Annotated in this window: 22 protein-coding genes and 2 pseudogenes; 11 read left to right on the top strand and 13 right to left on the bottom strand. The window is 39.1% G+C overall.

The features are described 5' to 3' along the window. The first annotated feature begins 383 nt into the window (after positions 1-383). From CA730_RS11875 to CA730_RS11890, 4 genes are all read left to right on the top strand, one after another. Positions 384-860, top strand: coding sequence for a hypothetical protein (locus tag CA730_RS11875; RefSeq protein WP_096667471.1), 477 nt, complete (start codon positions 384-386; stop codon positions 858-860). Positions 861-994: 134 nt separating this feature from the next. Then, a complete protein-coding gene (gene rpsO, locus CA730_RS11880) occupies positions 995-1,264 on the top strand; it encodes a 30S ribosomal protein S15 (RefSeq protein ID WP_096667473.1) in 270 nt (89 codons plus the stop codon). 12 nt (positions 1,265-1,276) lie between these two features. After that, complete coding sequence (locus CA730_RS11885; protein ID WP_096667475.1) at positions 1,277-1,747, top strand: PAM68 family protein; 471 nt, start codon at positions 1,277-1,279, stop codon at positions 1,745-1,747. Positions 1,748-1,980: 233 nt separating this feature from the next. After that, positions 1,981-2,553 carry a Uma2 family endonuclease gene (locus CA730_RS11890; protein WP_096671476.1) on the top strand — a complete coding sequence of 191 codons (573 nt, stop codon included), beginning with the start codon at positions 1,981-1,983 and terminating at the stop codon, positions 2,551-2,553. Between the two features lie 195 nt (positions 2,554-2,748). Here CA730_RS11890 and CA730_RS11895 read toward each other — a convergent pair whose 3' ends face one another. Together CA730_RS11895 and CA730_RS26435 are read right to left on the bottom strand one after the other, a co-directional pair. Then, positions 2,749-3,810, bottom strand: coding sequence for an IS4 family transposase (locus CA730_RS11895; RefSeq protein ID WP_096663248.1), 1,062 nt, complete (start codon positions 3,808-3,810; stop codon positions 2,749-2,751). Between the two features lie 110 nt (positions 3,811-3,920). After that, a pseudogene (locus tag CA730_RS26435) lies at positions 3,921-4,139 on the bottom strand (IS1634-like element ISAtsp2 family transposase); the annotation flags it as partial. Positions 4,140-4,377: 238 nt separating this feature from the next. On the opposite strand from CA730_RS26435, the gene aroF reads away from it, so the two are divergent. Next, on the top strand, positions 4,378-5,418 hold the full coding sequence (aroF, locus tag CA730_RS11905) for a 3-deoxy-7-phosphoheptulonate synthase (protein WP_096667477.1): 1,041 nt from the start codon (positions 4,378-4,380) through the stop codon (positions 5,416-5,418). A 60-nt stretch (positions 5,419-5,478) separates the two neighbouring features. Here the strand turns inward: aroF and minE are convergent, their stop codons facing one another. The 8 genes and pseudogenes from minE to CA730_RS11940 all read right to left on the bottom strand — a co-directional run bounded on the left by minE (position 5,479) and on the right by CA730_RS11940 (position 12,240). After that, positions 5,479-5,784 (bottom strand): cell division topological specificity factor MinE, encoded by a 306-nt coding sequence (gene minE, locus CA730_RS11910; protein ID WP_096671479.1) that lies wholly within the window; start codon positions 5,782-5,784, stop codon positions 5,479-5,481. 37 nt (positions 5,785-5,821) lie between these two features. Beyond that, entirely contained in the window at positions 5,822-6,628 is an 807-nt protein-coding gene (minD, locus tag CA730_RS11915; protein WP_096667478.1) for a septum site-determining protein MinD, read from the bottom strand. A 205-nt stretch (positions 6,629-6,833) separates the two neighbouring features. Then, complete coding sequence (gene minC / locus CA730_RS11920; RefSeq protein ID WP_172891181.1) at positions 6,834-8,012, bottom strand: septum site-determining protein MinC; 1,179 nt, start codon at positions 8,010-8,012, stop codon at positions 6,834-6,836. Between the two features lie 201 nt (positions 8,013-8,213). Continuing rightward, positions 8,214-9,539 carry a four-carbon acid sugar kinase family protein gene (locus tag CA730_RS11925; protein WP_096667480.1) on the bottom strand — a complete coding sequence of 442 codons (1,326 nt, stop codon included), beginning with the start codon at positions 9,537-9,539 and terminating at the stop codon, positions 8,214-8,216. Then, positions 9,536-9,682: a hypothetical protein gene (locus tag CA730_RS24885; protein ID WP_172891182.1), complete on the bottom strand. Its 147-nt coding sequence runs from the start codon at positions 9,680-9,682 to the stop codon at positions 9,536-9,538. The genes CA730_RS11925 and CA730_RS24885 overlap by 4 nt, the downstream gene beginning before the upstream one ends. A 57-nt stretch (positions 9,683-9,739) precedes the next feature. After that, a pseudogene (locus tag CA730_RS11930) lies at positions 9,740-10,423 on the bottom strand (hypothetical protein). 92 nt (positions 10,424-10,515) lie between these two features. After that, positions 10,516-10,995 carry a DUF29 domain-containing protein gene (locus CA730_RS11935; RefSeq protein ID WP_096667482.1) on the bottom strand — a complete coding sequence of 160 codons (480 nt, stop codon included), beginning with the start codon at positions 10,993-10,995 and terminating at the stop codon, positions 10,516-10,518. 195 nt (positions 10,996-11,190) lie between these two features. Next, positions 11,191-12,240 carry a serine/threonine-protein kinase gene (locus CA730_RS11940; RefSeq protein WP_096667484.1) on the bottom strand — a complete coding sequence of 350 codons (1,050 nt, stop codon included), beginning with the start codon at positions 12,238-12,240 and terminating at the stop codon, positions 11,191-11,193. Between the two features lie 701 nt (positions 12,241-12,941). Here CA730_RS11940 and ctpB point away from each other — a divergent pair. Further along, entirely contained in the window at positions 12,942-14,276 is a 1,335-nt protein-coding gene (gene ctpB / locus CA730_RS11945) for a carboxyl-terminal processing protease CtpB (RefSeq protein ID WP_096667486.1), read from the top strand. A gap of 147 nt (positions 14,277-14,423) precedes the next feature. Here the strand turns inward: ctpB and CA730_RS11950 are convergent, their stop codons facing one another. Continuing rightward, positions 14,424-15,299: a hypothetical protein gene (locus CA730_RS11950; protein ID WP_096667488.1), complete on the bottom strand. Its 876-nt coding sequence runs from the start codon at positions 15,297-15,299 to the stop codon at positions 14,424-14,426. Between the two features lie 168 nt (positions 15,300-15,467). Beyond that, the gene (locus CA730_RS11955) at positions 15,468-16,043 is read right to left on the bottom strand and encodes a DUF1517 domain-containing protein (protein WP_096667490.1); all 576 of its coding nucleotides are present in this window, start codon (positions 16,041-16,043) and stop codon (positions 15,468-15,470) included. 186 nt (positions 16,044-16,229) lie between these two features. On the opposite strand from CA730_RS11955, the gene CA730_RS11960 reads away from it, so the two are divergent. The 3 genes from CA730_RS11960 (at position 16,230) to CA730_RS11970 (ending at position 17,952) form a co-directional block, all read left to right on the top strand. Beyond that, entirely contained in the window at positions 16,230-17,069 is an 840-nt protein-coding gene (locus CA730_RS11960) for a prephenate/arogenate dehydrogenase (protein WP_096667492.1), read from the top strand. A gap of 262 nt (positions 17,070-17,331) precedes the next feature. Continuing rightward, the gene (locus tag CA730_RS11965; RefSeq protein WP_231940095.1) at positions 17,332-17,517 is read left to right on the top strand and encodes a hypothetical protein; all 186 of its coding nucleotides are present in this window, start codon (positions 17,332-17,334) and stop codon (positions 17,515-17,517) included. A 90-nt stretch (positions 17,518-17,607) separates the two neighbouring features. Continuing rightward, on the top strand, positions 17,608-17,952 hold the full coding sequence (locus CA730_RS11970; RefSeq protein WP_231940130.1) for a DUF488 domain-containing protein: 345 nt from the start codon (positions 17,608-17,610) through the stop codon (positions 17,950-17,952). 55 nt (positions 17,953-18,007) lie between these two features. On the opposite strand, the gene ychF is transcribed toward CA730_RS11970, so the two are convergent. Then, positions 18,008-19,099 (bottom strand): redox-regulated ATPase YchF, encoded by a 1,092-nt coding sequence (gene ychF, locus CA730_RS11975; protein ID WP_096667498.1) that lies wholly within the window; start codon positions 19,097-19,099, stop codon positions 18,008-18,010. 148 nt (positions 19,100-19,247) lie between these two features. Between ychF and CA730_RS26045 the strand changes: the two genes are divergently transcribed. Together CA730_RS26045 and CA730_RS25160 are read left to right on the top strand one after the other, a co-directional pair. Continuing rightward, entirely contained in the window at positions 19,248-19,370 is a 123-nt protein-coding gene (locus tag CA730_RS26045; protein WP_269076512.1) for a hypothetical protein, read from the top strand. A 127-nt stretch (positions 19,371-19,497) separates the two neighbouring features. Beyond that, complete coding sequence (locus CA730_RS25160; protein ID WP_197705525.1) at positions 19,498-19,665, top strand: hypothetical protein; 168 nt, start codon at positions 19,498-19,500, stop codon at positions 19,663-19,665. Positions 19,666-19,708: the final 43 nt, after the last annotated feature.

The raw sequence follows: 19,708 nt of genomic DNA on the forward strand, positions 1-19,708 counted from the left end.
GAATATTCTGTAACAAGACTAATAGAAGATTGGATAGACAGTCTGCCAGATCCGGTGTCAATGCAGGATTTATCCTGCACCTAGCCTTCATCCCTTGTCTAAAGCACAGATGTAGCTTCCTAAGTCAGCTACATCTTCAAGGGTTTTCGGCATTTCCCTTATAAACTATACACTCTTAAGTCTCACTCTGTGGATAAAGTAGTAGAACAGAACGGAGCGATCGCTCTCACTCCTAAATAGTATTTATTTGGTAGATTAATACTACAATTCTTAAGCCTGACTAAATTAAATTTACAGAATTTTCAGGCTTTTTATTCTTTTTGCGGTGCATAACCGCAATCATACTTTTCACACATTAGATTAGGATTAATATATATACAGCTATGGTTCAGTATAGTCTCGCCCAAAGCCCAGAAATTATCCTCACCGTTCCTGGTAAAGATTCCGCTAAAGCCCGTGACAAAGCAATGGATCAGTTAATGGAACTCATGGACGCGGGTGAATTACCCACAGAACTAGAAGAAGGATTTGGTCCGCAACAGTTAATTGAGGTCAAAGAACCAACTACAGATACTTCCAGTCGTGAAGATGAAATTACCCAAGCAGTGCAAATTCTGAGTAATTTAGCTTCCCTGAAGTTAAAAGTCCAAGAATCACGCACCGAAGCCTTAGAAATTCGTAAAGCCATTGATGTCCTATTTTCCGATAAATCCGTCACTGAAGAAGAAATAACCCATCTCAAAGAAGGTTTTAAGGTTCTCAAAAATTTTGCTCAAGCGAATCTGCGTTACCAGGAAGCAAGATCAAAAGCAGAACAAGCGAGACAGATTTTAGATCAAGCGCTCAAGTCACCTGAGTAATTGGTAATTGGTAATGGGAAAATTCTTTTCCCCTGCCCCCTGCTCCCTGCTCAAGAATTTGCCACAGGAATGGATGGGTGTGATATTATAAGAGACTGCTACACAAACTAAGAAAAATAAGAATTTAACCAATCATGGCTCTGACGCAACAGCGCAAACAAGAACTCATTTCTGGATACCAAGTTCATGAAACCGATACTGGTTCGGCTGATGTCCAAATTGCAATGCTAACTGACCGCATTAACCGCCTTAGTCAACATTTGCAAGCTAATAAAAAAGACCATTCCTCCCGCAGAGGGCTATTGAAGATGATTGGTCAAAGAAAGCGTCTTCTAGCTTATATCCAAGCAGGTAGTCAGGAAAAATATAAAGCTATCATTGGTCGTCTCGGTATTCGCGGTTAGGAACTAATTCTTATGGCTGCTGAAGAATCGGAACGTAGTGCCTTACCTTTTGAGCCAAACAAAAAGCGTCCAAAACCTGCTAAGGCTATTAGTCAACCCGTTATCAAAATCAAAGAACCTCAAGAAAAATCGCAACAGCAACGCCGTTATTCTAAACAAGAAATGGCGATTCCTGAAGTAGTTAGCCAGCGGATGATTCGCCGAGTAGCTGGTTTTTGCGGTGTCCCCACAGCTTTAGGAATTTCTAGTTTGATAGTTAGCTATTTGCTAGTTACCTTGGCTGATATCCAACTTCCTCCTATCGCGGTTTTGTTGGTGAATATGGGATTATTTGGTTTAGGGGTGTTAGGAATTACCTATGGTGTTCTTTCCGCTTCTTGGGATGAAGAAAAACCGGGAACTCTCCTGGGTTTGGATGAATTTAGCACTAACTGGGGAAGGATGACCGAAGTTTGGCGTGAGACCCAGAAAAAGAACGTCTAACAAACAGCGTCCAGGTAATAACTGTATATGGGGTAAGTTGGAAAGACTATATTTTTCTGGTTTATACCCAATATTCAGCAAAAAATACCTGGCGCTACATTTGTAGTTATATGTTTAACTCCAGATATTTTTGATCTATTGGAATTGTTCAACAATCAACACAGGAATTGATTCATCAACAAATTGGTAAAAGATTTGACGATAATTTTCAAATTATCAAAAAAGGAAAAATTATGCAATCTCCTCTTTACCTGTTCACTATTGCAGAATATTTGGAATTAGAACAATCTAGCGATATTCGTCATGAATATTTTGCAGGTGAAGTCTTTGCTATGGCTGGAGGTAGTAAGGAACATAATATAATCTCTGGCAATGTTTACTCGCGTTTACGTTCTCGGTTACGGGGTAGTTCCTGTAATGTTTTCATGTCTGATATGAAAGTGAGAATAAATCTAGCCAATGACAATAAAACTATATTTTATTATCCTGATGTGGTAGTCAGTTGCGATACTGAAGATCAAGATAGTTATTTTTTGAATTATCCTTGTTTAATTATCGAGGTGCTATCACCAAGTACAGAAACTATAGATAGACGGGAGAAACTTGTTAATTACCGAGGTTTAGCAAGTTTGAAAGAATATGTTTTAATTTCTCAAAATGAAGTTAAGGTAGAGGTTTATCGTCAAGATGAAAAACGAAATTGGACTATACAAACTTTAATGAATCGTGATGATAAATTACATTTAGGTTCCGTTGGCTTGATTCTAGAAACGGCAGATATATATGAAGATATTATTAATATTTAATTTTCCAACCCATATTCCGCACTTCAACAAGTAGTATACACAAACTACATTCACCATTAATTAAAAACTATAGTTTTTTAAAATTAAGTAACCATCAAGAAATAAATTATGCCCGCCAAAATTCTAGCTTTTTTATTGTGTTTAAAAAGCTAGTAAGACAGTTTAATTTGAATTTTTCAATCAGTTATGCTCTCTCTAAGTACAGGACAAAAAATTGAGAGAGAGAAGAAAGTCGTCATATTTCAAATCTAAATCAGTAACAAGAGAACGCAGATAATCTAAACCGTAACGAAAAACACTTTTAGCAAAACGTCCATGTTTCTTGATTTTGATAGGTTGGTGTTGATGCAACCATTCTCCAGTCTTGACAGCCCAACACATAGCTAATGACAGTAAAGCTAAGAGCTTACTCAATCGGTTAGAATCAATAAAATGTGTAGATTCCAAGCAAAAACCACGAGTTTTAAACATACCGAACAAAGTTTCAATCCCCCAACGACGGCCATAGTCAGCAATTATGGTTTGGGGAGAAGTATCAGAAATCACGATTAATAACTTGCCATCATCAAGACGTAAACCAGCTACATAAACTGAACGACCCCAGACCCAACGACGAGTAGATAAAACCTGAGATTCACCCGCAGCCAGATGAGCAAAAATGACGCTACCTGGAAGAGTCTTTTCTGTATCACTAATTAAATCAGTGTGACGAATCCTGATTCGGAATGGAATATTTGGTTCAAGCAGTAAATAACTTAACCATTCTGCCCCCACGAATTCTCTGTCAGCACTGATATAGTCAACTTGTGCATCTGGGAACAGTTGTCCAAATCGGTCAAGTAAATCCATTCGTTCATCCGTGTTGGAGTTACCTTTCTTCTCCAATATCTGCCAAACTAGGGGGTAAGCGACACCATTATGTACTACTCCCAACATGAGGATATTTAACCATATTTGACCAAAACGCCATTCAGTCCGGTCAATACTTAACACCCAAGGCTGGGGAATGTTCATGATTTTTACAATCATTTTCGCTATGACTGCATAATCTATATCAAAATCTCGGAAAAATCTTTGCAACCGTTTGTAATTGGATTCGTTTTTAGCACAGTTGCGAAAACCAGTTGCTAATTCTACCAAGTTCACTGTCTTTACTCTTAATAAAGATATTAAAAATAACGCTAAAAAGCTTAGACGCGCTCCATGCCATTCCAAATGTGGTTTTAGTGTGTCTCGTAATAGGTTAATCTGGTTCATAGGGGTTTCTTTGATTGTGTGGTAACTTTCTATGAAACCCTTTCTCTGTTTCCTTTGCAAGCTTTTTCTCTATTTTTTGTCCTGTACAGAGATGCTCTCTACAAGATTATTCAATAGGGAATTATAGATTCGGCAACTAACATATTTTGACAAGGATTAGGTAGGAATTGCAATATCCTACAATGTTCATCCGTTAAGTTAAGAATCCTATCAACTTCTTGTGTAATTAGAATATGAATCCCCTGAAAACATTGAAATATCCACCTTAATGTGGGAGATTCTGTGGGTTTCTTGAGTTGATTTTTAACAGTAGCTTTTTGTGTTTTTAATCCGGCATTCCGCACTTCAAAATGTCACATATTTATACTTCAAAAAATGTTACCAAATTAGGATAGTTTTATTAAGTATTAATCCTGATTTTTCCTGGTGGTAATGCGATCGCGAAGCGCTCCGTAGGAATCCCTATCTGACTATTATTAGCCCTATAATGGTAATCTTGGTGTATTACAATTTGTTGTTAATCTAAAGTTAGTTAATCAAAAATTTACTTAAACAAGGAACTCGTAAATGATTATCGTCATGAAGGTTGGTTCCCCTCAGGAAGAAATAAATCGGATTACCACAGAATTATCTAGCTGGGGACTAACACCAGAAAAAATTATTGGTCAACATAAAGTAGTCATTGCTTTGGTTGGGGAAACTGCGGATTTAGACCCGCCCCGCATTCAAGAATTGAGTCAATGGATTGAGCAAGTATTACGAGTGGAAGTACCCTACAAACGAGCTAGTCGCCAATTCCGTCATGGAGAAGCTTCTGAAGTGGTGGTGAATACTCCTCAAGGGGATGTGGTGTTTGGTGAACATCATCCTTTGGTAGTTGTGGCTGGCCCTTGTTCGGTGGAAAATGAAGAGATGATTGTAGAAACGGCGCTGCGGGTAAAGGCGGCAGGAGCTAAGTTTCTGCGAGGTGGCGCCTATAAACCCCGCACGTCACCCTATGCTTTTCAAGGTCATGGTGAAAGCGCTTTGGAATTGTTAGCAACCGCGCGGAAAGTCAGCGGGTTGGGGATTATCACCGAAGTTATGGATACGGAAGACTTGGAGAAAATTGGCGAGGTTGCTGATGTGATTCAGGTGGGGGCGAGAAATATGCAGAATTTCTCCATGCTGAAGAAAGTGGGAGCGCAACCGAAACCAGTGCTGTTAAAACGCGGTATGGCCGCGACTATTGAAGATTGGTTAATGGCGGCTGAATATATTTTAGCGGCGGGTAATGCCAATGTGATTTTGTGTGAACGGGGAATTAGAACTTTTGACCGTCAGTATACCCGCAATACTCTAGATTTATCGGTTGTGCCAGTGTTGCGGAAACTAACGCATTTACCGATTATGATTGATCCTAGTCATGGTGTGGGTTGGTCCGAGTTTGTCCCTTCTATGGCTATGGCAGCGATCGCAGCGGGTACGGATTCGTTAATGATAGAAGTACATCCCAACCCAGCTAAAGCCTTATCGGATGGACTCCAATCTTTAACCCCAGACCTGTTTGATAAATTAATGTCGGAATTGGCGGTGATTGGTCAAGTCATGTCCAGGTGGTCAAATTAATGCCCCCATTCGCCTTTTAATATCCAATTCAAGACAATTCAGGGCGCAAGACCTGCGCCCCTACAGTAAGATATCACTACTTTCTAGAACCGTTTCATCTAGGCTTTCTTTAACCCTACGGATTGGTAAATTAGCAATTAAAGCTGTTGTCCGTTGGCTGCTTTCTAGGGAAAACTCCAAACCGTCTGTTTCTATTTCGACATAGCGACAAACAATTTCCAGGATTTCCTGACGCATTTTTTCTAAAGTTTGGGGGTCTAAGTCCGCACGGTCATGGGATATTACCACTTGCAAACGACGTTTAACGTCATCGCGGCTATTATCGGGACTACGAGCGAAAAATTTTTCTAAAATTTCAAGAATCATTGCGGGTATGTGTAAGGCAGAAACACTGGCAAGTAAATTAAACAATCTTTGACCACAACATCTTTCTCAACCGAGAGAAGATGTTGTTATTAGATGAGTCAAGCTCCAGAAATTCGACAGTTTCCCCTTCCAATCTCCGAGCAATATTCTCAAAAGCGGTGGCAGCTAAAGAGGGAGTGTCTGATAATACTAAAGGTTCGCCGCGATTGGTAGAAACAATCACCCGCTCATCGTCGGGGATGATTCCAATTATGGGGATGGCGAGAAGTTCCTGAACGTCTTGTACAGACATCATATCATTTGCCTGTACCATTGCTGGTCTAATCCTGTTAACTATTAAGTTAATTTTTTTGACACCTTGGGCTTCGAGTAATCCCACTACCCGGTCAGCATCACGGACGGCGGAAATTTCGGGGGTGGTGACAATTAGGGCTTCTTTAGCGGGTGCAGTCGCATTTTTAAACCCCATTTCAATTCCTGCGGGGCAGTCAATCATCACATACTGGTATTTTTGTGCTAGAGCATTTACCAGTAACTTCATTTGGTCGGGTGTGACTGATTCTTTATTGCGATGTTGGGTAGCTGGGAGAAGTACCAAATTAGGTTGGCGTTTGTCTTTAACTAAAGCTTGTTCTAAACGACACTCTCTTGCCAAGACCTCTACTGCTGTATAAACAATACGATTTTCTAGTCCTAGAAGTAAATCTAAATTTCTCAGCCCAAAATCTGCATCAATTAAGGCTACTTGTTTGCCTATTTTGGCTAAAGCCATCCCTAAATTAGCTGAAACTGTGGTTTTACCAACTCCCCCTTTACCGGAGGTAATGACAATAATGCGAGTCATGATAATGCTTTATGAAAGTTCAGGGAACAACAATAAAATATTTTTATTGCTATTGATTCTAATTTAGTAACCTAACAGAAATTAATTACATATCCAGTATATTGCAGGTAAATGAGGTACAAATATTAATTATTAGTCCTTGCACCAAAAGGGTTTTACTGCTGACTGTTGAAAGCTGCTGTAGATTCTTAACTAAGCAAGAATTTTAGACCATATTTTGTGTAATTAATTGCATTCGACTACTTAATTGACTGCGGGAAAAATCATCGGCTTTAACAATGCGAATTCCTTCAGGTGTAATATGTGCAACTTCAGGAAAGAAGCTGGTGAGGGTTTTTTCTGGTGATCTAGCAACAGCATCAGCTATTCGCAATTGGGTTGGTTCCATTTGCAAGGCCATAATCAGAGATTCCCGATTCCCACCGGCACCAGCATGGGCAACTCCCCGCAATCGTCCCCAAATCAAAATATCCCCATCGGCAATGACGATACCACTAGGATTGATATCTCCCAAGATGATTACCGTACCGGGATGACGAATTTCTACACCTGATCTGACTGTCATTTGCAGATAGAGGGCATCTGCTAGGGCGCTGGGAGTCGGTTGAATATCGGAGGTGAGGGATGTTTGGAGTTGGATTTGTTCTACGGAATAACCCAGGGTACAAGCGGCGATCGCAGTTTGTCTTCGACTGGTAGCTACAGATTTTAGTTGAATTTGGTATGTATTTAAAGTTTCTGCCAAATCTTGCAATTGTCTGTTATCTAACAATCTATCTTTGGCTACTAGATGCAGGAATGTATTTGGTTTCCGTAAGCGATCGCCCGCATTGAGACGCTGTTTCATTTGGTGCCAAATTTCCCCCCAATTAAATTCTGATGCCGGTACTTGCAACTCGGTGGGCAAAATTAATAATAGTCGCTCTCCTTCAGTTTTTAACTGAACTTGAATATTATGATCTACCTTTTGTTCTATTAACTCTAAATCAGCACTTGGTAAATCAGCTAAAATAGAACCAGATTCCCCCCCATTAGGAATATTAAATTCTGGATTTTCAGCAGCAGAATTACCATTTAAAAAAGCAATTACGGAATTCAACTCTGAATTAGAGATAATGGGACTAGATTCTACTTTATGATCAGCAAAATCTGTATTTATCTTGCCAGAGTTAGAATTATTTACCTCTTGATCAACTTGATAAAAAACCGATTCTGATTTAAGAAATTCAGACTTTATTTCATCAGGTTTAGTAGAATCAGCAACATCTACATTGTCTGGGATAGAATGAGAATTATTTACCTTTTGATCAACCTGATCAAAAGTTGATTCTGACTTAGGAAATTCAGAATTTATTTCATCAGGTTTAGCAGAATCAGAATTCATGCAGCACTAGCCAAAATACAGTAACATTTGAGATATTCATAAAAGATTGAGAATTGGTAATTGGTAATTTATAGCATTTCCTAATCATATCGAGTATATTATAGCCTCCTCCTCGCAAGCGGGGAGGCGGTTGGGGGTGGGGTTCTTGTACCTCACTAAATTAAAAAACGCTATATCAAACTTTTGCCTATTACCTTTCTTTCACCTCTTACCGATTAATCTTTGATAAACAATCCCCAAAGCATCAGTATTACCGACATTACCGGGAAACAAGACCAGTGGCAAATCAGGAAACAGGGGATGATCAGATGGGGTAATTACCATTGAACAACCTGCTAAAATTTGACCAAGTAATCGGGCTGAAGTTAAAGCCAGTCCCGTACTCAAGACATCGTTAGAAGTAATACCCCCCTTACTGATTAGGAATCCTAGATCAGATGGTAAACCCTGGACAATATCCATAAGTAAAGCGGAAACCGTGCTACCAAAATCTAACCTAGTTTTGACATCTTTAAACGCCAATTCCTGCCGACTAGTGTATACTACTGGAGTTTTACCAGCATTATGTACTACTTTGACATTTTCCAGAATCTCCGTTAGCAGTTTAGCAGATTCATTCACCCCATTATCAAGTAATCTGCCCACATTAACTTCTATGCCGACCGTCCCCTCAACTTTTAATAATGATTCTAACTGTTGAGTTGTCTTTTTAACGTGAGAACCTACAATGATTGCACCAGGTTTACCACCACGCACATATTTTGCCATATTTTCAGCAGCAATGGGTTGGGGTGGTAAGGCAGCCAAAGCTGTTAAAATACTAGCAGCAGAACGGAATAAAAATCGTTTCCCCCGACTTGCGGCTGTTAATACATCTACCGCAAAGGTATTCAGATCTTGCTGATTTTCCCCGTCTACGACACCACACTGATTATTCTCAAGTTGTAACAAACTTTCTAAACTACCAGCACGGATATCTGCGAGTAAAAATCTAGTAACATTATCTTCTTTAATCCGTCCCTTGGTTTTTTCTTCTACGTATTTAGACAGATAGCTGTAATTGTACCCAAAGACAGAATCACGAGCAAATTCTGTTTCATGTACAGGAGTGGGAACACCATCAATAATTAGATAATGAATACTATCGCGGGTAATTCTTCCCCCTTCAAAAAACGCGGGAACAAGAAAATGAGCATCAAAGGGACCGAGTTCTTCGGCAATCACATCGGTTTCTATGGGATAATGTCCCCGTAAGGTAGAGTCAGAACGACTAACTACGAGAAAATCGGCGATTTTTTCCGCTGCTAAGGCAAGTTTCAGGTTATGACAAACTTCTCTAGTTACAGATGCGGCTGCTTCTGGAGTCAGAGAACGAGTATTTGTTAAAATAAAGAAAATAGGAGCATCATCTTTTAGTCCTAAACGTAAAGTTTCTACATCCCAACGCATCAATAGTAAACAACTGTGGACGGTTTGTGAACCAGTGGGATCATCATCAAGGACAATTATTTTAGGTTGGTTATTCATAAATATGTAAATGGTGGTAGATATTCGACATCTAAAAGTTGATCAATTGTGTAAGGACATTTCTCTAATTGTTGCAAGGTTGTTGCTAACCACTGGGGATAATCTTGTTCATAAAGAGTTTTACTCAATAATTTAGATATCATTTAGGGTTCTCCAGTTTGGTAGGGTTTAAGCATTAATTTTGGGGAATAAATTTATGATTACACTTTTGCGAGTTTTCTGAGTTCTGCTTGTACATCTAAGGCAATCTGCAATGATTGATTAAGAAGTTGAGCATATTCACTAGCTTGACTACTAACTTGTAAGGTTTGCATATTAGCTAAATTATTTACCACTAAATCTTGGTTATTAGCAAGCAGTTTTTTATTATCGCGCAAAATCCGTTCACTTTTTAAAGCGCGGACTAAATCTTCTCGAATTAGTTGTAGTGCAGATATTACCTGTCCTCTGTCGCTAATGTTACTTTGGGTGTTACCGGAGTTAGTCAGTTGATCATGAATATCTATAGCTTGGACGACTTGGTGATATTTTTCAACTTCGTCTAGCAGGATTGTGAGTGCGTGGGGACAGTTTTTTTCCGCCAGAGCCGATGTCTAGGAAGGGCTACGCCAACGCCCCACAACCACCGCTACAGGTACTATAATCAGTAGAATCACTCCCAATTTATTGGAAGACCCCAAAGTGGGTAAAATAATAAAAGCATAAATACCACCAACTATAATCGGTGTCAGCGCCAAAGCTACCAAACCTTCATTCAGAAAAAAACCCAGTCGCTTTTCTTTGTCTGCCATAATTGAGGGACGGAAAACGTCTTCTGGATCAAACCCAGTTAAGCGTTTTAGTTCCCCTTTGCTAATTTCTAAACCTACTAAATCTGGCTGCACCGCTAGATACTCCTTGAGAAAGGGTGAGTTAAGTATCTATTTTAGTTGATCTACAAGATCCCCGACTTCTTTGAGAAGTCGGGGATCTAAATTCAAATATGATGGCTATATTCAGGAAACCAGTTTTCATCTAGGACTTGTTCTAAAGAAGCAATGGGGGTAAGGAGGAATATGTCAAGAGGAAGTTCTGATCTGTCACTAACTAATTTTCTAGCATCTTGATAACATTGATCAAATATTTCTAAAATGTAAGGTTTTAAACTAGGACTATCTTTGAGTTCATCTTTTATTTGTGTACGAAATGTCCTAATTTCCCCCTTCCAATGTCCTTGATTTTTTTCTCTTTCTTTATCCCAATATTTTAGCTTGAGTAGATGTTCCAGCAGTTTAATTAATAAACTTTTAATTGCTCTTTTTTCACGTCTACCCATAGTTTCTAATTCTTCTAATAAATTCTCTAAATCAACAACAGAAAATTGTCCTGCGCGAAGTTGGTTAATAGTTGTTCTTATCCACAGGTAATAATCTTGATCGTATAAGGTTTGGGTTGTTGGTTGTGTTGATGTAACCATATACTGGTGAGGTTTTTGCTATTTCTTTTATTTTAACTTGGTTTTGGTTCATTGTCTGAATCAGGATTTCCAGGATTTCAGGATGTACAGGATGTTGGTTATTGTTTATTGTTTGAATCAGGAGTTGAGTATTTTGATCATGAAAGAATTTAGAATTTCACATTAACTTACCTTAAATTCCTCAACACCCACCAATTAAATCTTGAAAATCCTACCAACTACTAAACTCACTGTTTGGATAAAATCTCGACGGGTTGTATTTTTCTGCTGCTGAGAAATTGGTTTTAGTTGATATTTAATAGGTTGAGGTTTGGGTTTTGGTTGAAGTTTTGGAGGTGGTGGTTGTAAGGCTTTCTCTATTTCTGCTATCCTTTGTAAAATCTCTTGGGTATTTTGATGACGATCTTTATATAAAGTTTGCATCATCTCATCTAGCAAATCTGCCAACATTTTTGATATTTGTGGTGCATGATTACGCCAATTTAATGTCGCAGTATAAGAATCATACATTTCTTGATCAAGTGGTTCTTTACCCGTGAGTAAATAAACAAATGTTCGTCCCAAAGCAAAGAAATCAGATTGAGGTACAGCGTTATTGTTAATTTGTTCTGACGGTGTGAAACCTGCGGAAATAATTCCTGTTACACCACCTTGCTGATTAAATACTGTAGTTGTCACTTTGCGGACTGTGCCAAAATAAATTAATACTAATTGAGCATTTTCAGCCCGCAGCATAATGTTAGATGGTTTGATATCTCGATGAAAAAAATTTTTATTATGGACTTGTTCTAAAATAATAAGTAAATCTTTCAACCAAGCGATTGCAGAAGTTTGATCAATAGGACGCAAATTGCGTTTTTGCATATATTTCTCTAAATCTTCTCCCACAACTTTTTCCATAACCAAACAATGAATTGGACTTTGGCTATTGTGGGGATAATATTCAAAATAAGCATCTAATTCTACTTGAGGAATACCAGAATGATGGAGTTGACTTAAAACAGCGGCTTCTTGTTTAAATAATTCTATGGCTTTCGGGTCGTTGTTAATCAAGACTTTGAGAACTTTGGCTTTGTTGGTTCTAACTTCATTAATCTCAAATGTCACACCAAAGCCACCCCGTCCTAATCTACATATAACCCGATAGCGTTGTTGTAGCAGCACTTCTGAACTACAGGTTTCACAAAAGGTGATATTGTCTGGATTTTGCGGCTTTGAGCAGCTAGGGTTGATGCACAGGCTCATAATCTTGGTAAGTAGCACATTTATCCGATATTTTACCTTAATTTACTGAAAATAGACATAAAATAGCATCAGGGCGGTTAGAAACCGCGTCTACACAAACAAAACCGACCTACGTGGGTTAAATTAATTATTGGGAAGCTGAATTGAGAGCGATCGCCTATCATAGAAAGGTATTCGCCCAATAAATGGGGGCAAAGTACCTATTCAGGAACGATTTTATGCCATTTGAGGCTTGTCATTAAAGAATTTACCCCGGATTATTGAGGGGTTACATAGAAAGTATAGGAAGGACAAATTAAATTCAAAATTTTTGTAACAATTGCCACAATTTATTAAATCTACCCTGAAAATGAATTAATCAAGTTGATAGTACATTTATCAACTATAATTAATAAAAATTTAACTATCTATTGATGTAAATCACAGCTATTCAGCGAAGAAAATGCTATGGTGAAGGGAAATAATTGGGCATTTACAAGTATGTAACACTCACCTAAGTGTTACATACTTGGGTTGTTCTGTAAAAAAACTGAGCAACTCGAACCGTATTTGTTAACCGACAAATAAAATATCTAACTCATCATTAACAAAAAACCAAAAGATAGATGAAGTATCAAGGTTATTAGGATAAAAAAACTAGCAAACATCAGAAAATTCTGATTGATAAACTGTCAAAAACACAACTATTTCAGCTAATATACATGAACCAATCTGCGAAACGTTACTCACCGCTCCAAGCTGCCCTGATTGGTGGAGCGATCGCCACAACTGCTACTGTATCTGTATTTGGTCAAGCCTGGACACATTGCGTTCGGGCTGCTTTACAAGATAGTCCCAAAGCATTAGTTGACCAAGTTTGGCAGTTGGTAAATCGTGAATATGTTGATGAGAAATTTAACCAACAAGATTGGCAAGCAGTTAGGCAAAGTCTATTAAGTAAAGATTATACATCTAAAGACGAAGCTTATGTAGCAATCCGCGAAGCCTTGCAAAAACTAGGTGATCCCTATACCCGGTTTATGAACCCCAAACAATACGAATCCCTGACAAAACAAACATCTGGGGAAGTTTCCGGTATTGGGATTCGGATGCAAATCAACGAAAAAACCAAACGCCTCACGGTTATAGAAGCCATAGAAAACTCTCCAGCCCTCAGAGCCGGACTGAAATCAGGCGATGAAATTTTGGCAATAAATGGTAAATCTACCCTAAAAATGACAGTGGAAGATGCCTCAAAATTAATTCGTGGTCAAATAGGTACTTCTGTCAGCTTAGATATAGAAAGACCAAATAACAAATTTAACGTTAAATTAACAAGGGCAACCATAGAAGTTCCCACCGTCCGGTATACTCTCAAACAAGAATCTGGTCGCCGAGTAGGGTATATTCGGTTACAAGAATTTAGCTCCCATGCGGCAGACCAAATGCGGGTAGCTATTCGCACCTTAAAGAACCAAAAAGTTGATTCCTACGTTTTAGATTTGCGAGGTAATCCCGGTGGTTTGTTAAATGCGAGTATAGAAATTGCCCGGATGTGGTTAGATGACGGTCATATCGTCAAAACCGTAGACCGCAAAGGATCAAGCTCTCAAACAAAAGCAAATCAGACAGCTATTACCAAACTACCTTTAGCAATTCTGGTTGATGGTAATTCCGCTAGTGCGAGTGAAATCCTCACTGGCGCACTCAAAGACAATAAACGGGCTGTAGTTGTTGGTAGTCAAACCTTCGGTAAGGCGCTGGTGCAGTCAGTCCATGAACTAGGCGATGGTTCAGGTTTAGCTGTGACTATTGCCCATTACTATACACCAAATGGTACAGATATCAATCATAAAGGAATTGCTCCCGATATCAAGCTGGACTTAACCCAAACTCAAGAACGCCAATTAGCTTCTAATCCGAATTTAATCGGTACAAATAGCGATCCCCAATATACCCGTGCCATTGCTGTTCTTTCTAATGGCAAATTAGCACAATCAGTGACAAATGAAAATCCTCAGTCTATTAGTGTCAATGCTAAAGACTTGAAGTTCTAGAACTTATTGTAGGTTGGGTTAAGCGATAGCTGCGCTTGTCGAAGGCATCGCGCAAACCAACGCATTTGTTGGCTTATGGCTAATGCCTCCGATACGCTAACAACCACCCAATCTACGAATCAAAAGTTAATGAAATGAATAAATTCCCTATCTTCTTCTGCTACCGAAACCGGAAGAACGACGACTGGAAGAACGTCCACCACTACCAAAACTGCTACCAGAACTGCGTCGGCTAGAGCTAGAGTTACCAGAAGGACGAAGGGTACTACCACCAAAACCGGAACCAGAAGCTCGTCCAGTTCTGGTGGTGCGGTTTGCGCCTCCTGAAGACGAATTTCTGATGTTTCCTGTGGTGCGGAAGGCCGTGCGATTTCTCACTGCTGCGGGTGGTTCATTGTAGCGAGAACGGTAACTAGAAACAGCCGATTCATAGTTAGAACCATACCCACCATAACCATTCATGATCCCACCGGGCTGATACACGGGGGGAACATAATATTGAGGTCTAAATAACATACTACTAATAGCTTGACCCGCAACATTACCAACTAAAGCTCCGGCAAAAGGGGCCCAAAAACTACTTTGCTGACGGACAATTACAGTTTCCGGTTGTCCGGTTTGGGGATTGTTTCTGGTTTCGGTGACATTGTGGATATACTCAAGTTTAAAGTCTTCAGTCATGTATAAGATTGGCTGACTATTTTCCACTTTTAAGTAAGTTTTCTTACCTGCTTTGATTTCATCATCAGTCAATCGTGACATTTGTAGCTTTTCTGTGGCAAAGCTGGGGGGATTGTTATTGAGTAAAAACAAGGTATACTCACCATTGGCATCGTTGTATGTACCCTGTTGTACTTCATACTGACCATCATTTAACTTGGTGGGAGTAGCAGTTTGGCTAACGTTCTTACTTGAGGAATTAGCGTCGTTTCCTCCCCCACAAGCGACAGTTGTTAAGCACAAAGTCAAGGCTAAACAAACAACTGTAAATTTACGCACTATGCTGATCATCGTCGTGTTCATGTTTGTTTTCGGGTACTAATTACAGACTAACGAATCATTTATGGGACTTACGCAAGTGTCACACTAAAAATCTGTTGTCGGGTGCTTCAGATATCAACAATTTGGTTATTTGCAAAATTTATGCTGTCTGACGCACCCTACCAATGTGCCAGTTGCGTAAATCCTGGTTTACAGGGGAATCAATTCTGGATAATATTCCAATAATTGATCGCTGGAAAGTTCATCACCTAATTGGGCTGGTGAAAAATGCACTTGAATAGCGCGGAGTTTATGTTTGTAGTGTAGATTAATTAGGGCTTTAAAGGCTGCTTTCAAGGCGGAGATGTTAGCCAAATCGGTTTCTAACTCTGGAATTTCCCCTTCAGCCGCGACTGTAATCATGACAATGATATTCCGGGTGGCGGGAAGGGATAAGGGCTGATTTGAGGAATTCAAATCCAGATTAGCTCCATATCTTTGGGCTGAGTCTGTGAATAATTCATTGACATAATCTCCTGTTTCCCCTTCGTTCCAAAAGACATCACCTTCATTGGCAGCAGAGAACCAATATTCGTCATATTGGAGAAAAGTTTGGCATAGTTGCACCAATTCTTCTCCTAAAATATCCATATCTCCATCAGCATTGATGGCTGTTCTAGCGGCACTATTGAGAACACCTAAGATTGGAGCTACTTCATCTCCCTTTAAATGCAAAAACAAGCGACAGACAATATAGCGAGTTCTGCCCATCATGCGATTAAACATTTGTTTTCTCCTGTAATTTCGGTAAATATTGACAACTGCATATTAACCAATGCAGTAAAATTCTTTGATAAAATCTGCAATCACGGAAAAATTAGGTATGATATCTACCCTGGTGTTGCCAACTTTGAGAGTTGGAGTTGGTAAAGTATCGAGAGAATAAGTAAAAATTAAATTTTCAAAATGACGATGAAAATTGGTATTGTAGGACTGGGACTCATTGGTGGTTGTTTAGGTTTCGATTTACGATCGCAAGGACATTATATTTTAGGTGTCAGCCGTCGTGAATCAACCTGTGAGAAAGCAGTTAAACTTGGTAGTGTGGATCAAGCATCGGTAGACTTGAGCTTGTTGGCATCAGCAGACGTTGTATTTATTTGTACCCCTATAGGACTGATAGTCCCCCAAGTAAAAGAATTAATAACTCATTTACCAAAGACTACCATTATCACTGATGTTGGTTCAGTTAAAACACCCATAGTAGAAACGATTTCTCCTTTATGGGAAAATTTTGTGGGTGGTCATCCCATGGCGGGCAAAACTGATGTCGGTATAGAAGCAGCACAGCGAGATTTGTTTGTCAATCGGCCTTATGTATTAACGCCGGTGGAAACAACACCAAGTGATGCTGTAATAATTGTAGAAGAAATTGTGCGATCGCTCGGTTCTATTATCTACCATTGTCAACCAGAACAACATGACCGGGCTGTGAGTTGGATTTCCCATTTACCTGTAATGGTGAGCGCCTCCTTGATAGCAGCTTGTTTAAGTGAACAAGATCCAGAAATCGCTACATTAGCCCAAAATTTTGCTAGTTCAGGGTTTCGAGATACAAGTAGGGTCGGGGGAGGAAATCCCGAATTAGGGGTAATGATGGCGCAATATAATCGCCAAGCACTATTACATTCTCTTTATCAATACCGCGAAAATTTATCTGAATTTATTCATATAATTGAGCAGGAAAAGTGGGAATTGTTAGCAGAAAAGTTTAAATTCAATCAACAAGCGCGTCCTGATTTTGTGGAATAGATCACTGGTGCGTTATCAATAATGTAACGCACCTCATCATTTAACTGCAAAAATTTAATAACGATCTTAAAATTGGTATAATATAATATCTAGCTACACTGAATTCATGTACGGAAATTCTCAATACTGGTTATCAATCTGATTATTCTATATAAATTTTATTACAATTTTGTTTCTGAAAATGGTACTAATCATAATTTTTCCATAATTGATTGGGAAATTCAGCAATTATATAGAAAATCACGAAATGCCTCTACAAAAAATGACTCAACAAGAGCCAGAAAGAGAAGCATTAGAAAAAGTCAGACAAAAATTAGAAGATGAATTTATAAGCCAAAAAGATTTATACTTTATAGTAAGAAATCAACAGATATATCCAAACAGTTTCATGATTATTGGGATATTTTATCCACCAAAAGTTAATTTTGAGCAACTGAGTCTTTTTTAAGAAGCTAATGTTATATATGATTGTGAGCATTTTGGAAATCAGTACATCCTGACATTCGGCTATGGGAATCGTAAAGACTATGAAAGCTTCATAGAATACCTTGATAAATTTGAGGTTTCATGTGTTGTTGATGTCAGATTTACTCCTCATGCGTGGAGTCGTAAATGGTATGGTAATCAGATTGAAAAACTTTGTCTATCCAAAGGTATTAACTACGTTTCTAAAATCTACTTAGGTAATACATCTGGAAATGCAAATTGGATTCCACCAGATAAACAGGAGGCTAATAAATCATTAGCAGAAGTTGCAGAAATTGCTATTGAAGGTACTGTTTTATTACTATGTGCTGAAATGGACTGGCATCGCTGCCATCGAGTAGAGGTTGCTAACGAACTGGAAAAGCTAGTAAAGATTCCTGTAAAACATCTAGCATAATAGTAGGATAAATGTAAGGTGCGTTAGCCACAGCATAACGCACATAACCTACTTGCTACACATTAAACCGGAATAATAACACATCCCCTTCTTGGACAATGTACTCTTTGCCTTCACTTCTGACCAAACCTTTTTCTTTGGCTGCACTCATTGAACCATGAGTGACTAAATCATTATAAGCGACAGTTTCCGCCCGAATAAATCCCCGTTCAAAATCAGAGTGAATGACTCCTGCGGCTTGAGGTGCAGACATTCCGGCATTGATTGTCCAAGCCCTGGTTTCTTTCGGTCCACAGGTGAAATAAGTCCGTAATCCTAGAAGAGTGTAAGTTGCCCGAATTAAGGATTTTAGCCCACCTTCTTTGACTCCTAAAGATTCCAGAAAATCAGCTTTATCTGCTTCGGGTAGTTCTACCAATTCCGCCTCTACTTGGGCAGAAACTATGACAACTTGGGCATTTTCGAGTGCCGCAACGGCTCGCACTTTTTCGACAAAATCATTACCTGTAGCTAAATCTTCTTCAGAAACATTAGCAGCGTAAATAATGGGTTTATTAGTAAGTAATCCTAAGCCCTTAATAATTTCCGATTCTTCCGCATTTAAACCAACTTGACGCACAGATTTACCCTCATTTAAAGCGGCAGCTAATTTTTCCAGAATTTCTACTTCCGATTGGGCATCCTTGCTGGTACGGGCAAGTTTACGAGTTCTCTCAATCCGTTTTTCAATTTGGAATAAGTCCGATAAACCAAGTTCTAAATTAATGATTTCAATATCTCTGGCTGGGTCAACAGAACCGGCTACGTGAATGATATCATCGTTTTCAAAACAACGCACAACATGAACGATCGCATCAACTTCCCGAATGTGGGATAAAAATTGATTACCTAGTCCTTCTCCTTGACTTGCACCTTTAACTAAACCAGCAATGTCAACAAATTCAACACGGGCAGGTATAGTTTGTACTGAGGTGGCAATTTTGGCAAGAACGTCTAACCGGTCATCGGGGACGGATACCATGCCAACATTCGGTTCAATGGTGCAAAATGGGAAGTTAGCGGCTTCAGCTTTAGCATTAGCGACTACAGCGTTAAATAGGGTTGATTTTCCGACGTTGGGAAGTCCGACAATTCCGGCTCTTAGCATTGTAAATTTTAGATTTTGGTTTCAAGTATAAGGATAATTCAAACAGGTGGAGGATGGTTGGAGTTAATTTACAACAGACTTTCATCCTTGACTGAAAAATCTGTTTATGTAACTCTTAATTAAGGTATCTTTTTCTGGCAGTCCGAAAATGACTTTTAAAGCCTGGGGACAATCTTGGCAAACAATTCGGAAATCTTTACAACGCCCAATTTTAGAAAATAATTTACTGCTTCTGGGAGCTTTGAGTGCGCTGTTATCAATTGGATTATGACAATTAGGGTCTTAGGCTACCTTATAATTACTAGGATTTAATGTATTATTTTTTGCTCGTAACTCTCTGGCTCATCCGCGTTGGGATGCAAGAGTAGCGGTAATTGGCATTGACGATGCTACATTGCATGAATACTGACAGTTTCCCCTGTCGCGCGATCGCTATGCTCAACTATTGTAAACCCTATAAGCCTCTCCCCCAGCAACTATCGGCTTTGATATTCTATTTGTTGAACCTAGCATTTATGATTCAACATTGGCTGAAGGAATGGCAATTAATGGTCAGGTGGTTTTAGCCGTTGCTCCCGGTTTACTAAACCCGACAAAAATAGTCGGGTA

The organism is Dolichospermum compactum NIES-806, from assembly GCF_002368115.1.
Lineage (GTDB): Bacteria > Cyanobacteriota > Cyanobacteriia > Cyanobacteriales > Nostocaceae > Dolichospermum > Dolichospermum compactum.

What these genes read in the sequence shown, in the direction of transcription:
- ctpB (WP_096667486.1), top strand. Translation starts at nt 12,942, where the DNA reads ATGAACCAATCTGCGAAACGTTACTCACCGCTCCAAGCTGCCCTGATT.
- CA730_RS11885 (WP_096667475.1), top strand. Translation starts at nt 1,277, where the DNA reads ATGGCTGCTGAAGAATCGGAACGTAGTGCCTTACCTTTTGAGCCAAAC.
- minE (WP_096671479.1), bottom strand. Translation starts at nt 5,784, where the DNA reads ATGATTCTTGAAATTTTAGAAAAATTTTTCGCTCGTAGTCCCGATAAT.
- CA730_RS11940 (WP_096667484.1), bottom strand. Translation starts at nt 12,240, where the DNA reads ATGAGCCTGTGCATCAACCCTAGCTGCTCAAAGCCGCAAAATCCAGAC.
- CA730_RS11960 (WP_096667492.1), top strand. Translation starts at nt 16,230, where the DNA reads ATGAAAATTGGTATTGTAGGACTGGGACTCATTGGTGGTTGTTTAGGT.
- CA730_RS11965 (WP_231940095.1), top strand. Translation starts at nt 17,332, where the DNA reads ATGACTCAACAAGAGCCAGAAAGAGAAGCATTAGAAAAAGTCAGACAA.
- CA730_RS25160 (WP_197705525.1), top strand. Translation starts at nt 19,498, where the DNA reads ATGAATACTGACAGTTTCCCCTGTCGCGCGATCGCTATGCTCAACTAT.
- minC (WP_172891181.1), bottom strand. Translation starts at nt 8,012, where the DNA reads ATGAATTCTGATTCTGCTAAACCTGATGAAATAAATTCTGAATTTCCT.
- CA730_RS24885 (WP_172891182.1), bottom strand. Translation starts at nt 9,682, where the DNA reads ATGATATCTAAATTATTGAGTAAAACTCTTTATGAACAAGATTATCCC.
- minD (WP_096667478.1), bottom strand. Translation starts at nt 6,628, where the DNA reads ATGACTCGCATTATTGTCATTACCTCCGGTAAAGGGGGAGTTGGTAAA.
- CA730_RS11935 (WP_096667482.1), bottom strand. Translation starts at nt 10,995, where the DNA reads ATGGTTACATCAACACAACCAACAACCCAAACCTTATACGATCAAGAT.
- CA730_RS11955 (WP_096667490.1), bottom strand. Translation starts at nt 16,043, where the DNA reads ATGTTTAATCGCATGATGGGCAGAACTCGCTATATTGTCTGTCGCTTG.
- CA730_RS11890 (WP_096671476.1), top strand. Translation starts at nt 1,981, where the DNA reads ATGCAATCTCCTCTTTACCTGTTCACTATTGCAGAATATTTGGAATTA.
- CA730_RS11925 (WP_096667480.1), bottom strand. Translation starts at nt 9,539, where the DNA reads ATGAATAACCAACCTAAAATAATTGTCCTTGATGATGATCCCACTGGT.
- ychF (WP_096667498.1), bottom strand. Translation starts at nt 19,099, where the DNA reads ATGCTAAGAGCCGGAATTGTCGGACTTCCCAACGTCGGAAAATCAACC.
- CA730_RS11895 (WP_096663248.1), bottom strand. Translation starts at nt 3,810, where the DNA reads ATGAACCAGATTAACCTATTACGAGACACACTAAAACCACATTTGGAA.
- rpsO (WP_096667473.1), top strand. Translation starts at nt 995, where the DNA reads ATGGCTCTGACGCAACAGCGCAAACAAGAACTCATTTCTGGATACCAA.
- CA730_RS11950 (WP_096667488.1), bottom strand. Translation starts at nt 15,299, where the DNA reads ATGAACACGACGATGATCAGCATAGTGCGTAAATTTACAGTTGTTTGT.
- aroF (WP_096667477.1), top strand. Translation starts at nt 4,378, where the DNA reads ATGATTATCGTCATGAAGGTTGGTTCCCCTCAGGAAGAAATAAATCGG.
- CA730_RS11875 (WP_096667471.1), top strand. Translation starts at nt 384, where the DNA reads ATGGTTCAGTATAGTCTCGCCCAAAGCCCAGAAATTATCCTCACCGTT.
- CA730_RS26045 (WP_269076512.1), top strand. Translation starts at nt 19,248, where the DNA reads ATGACTTTTAAAGCCTGGGGACAATCTTGGCAAACAATTCGGAAATCT.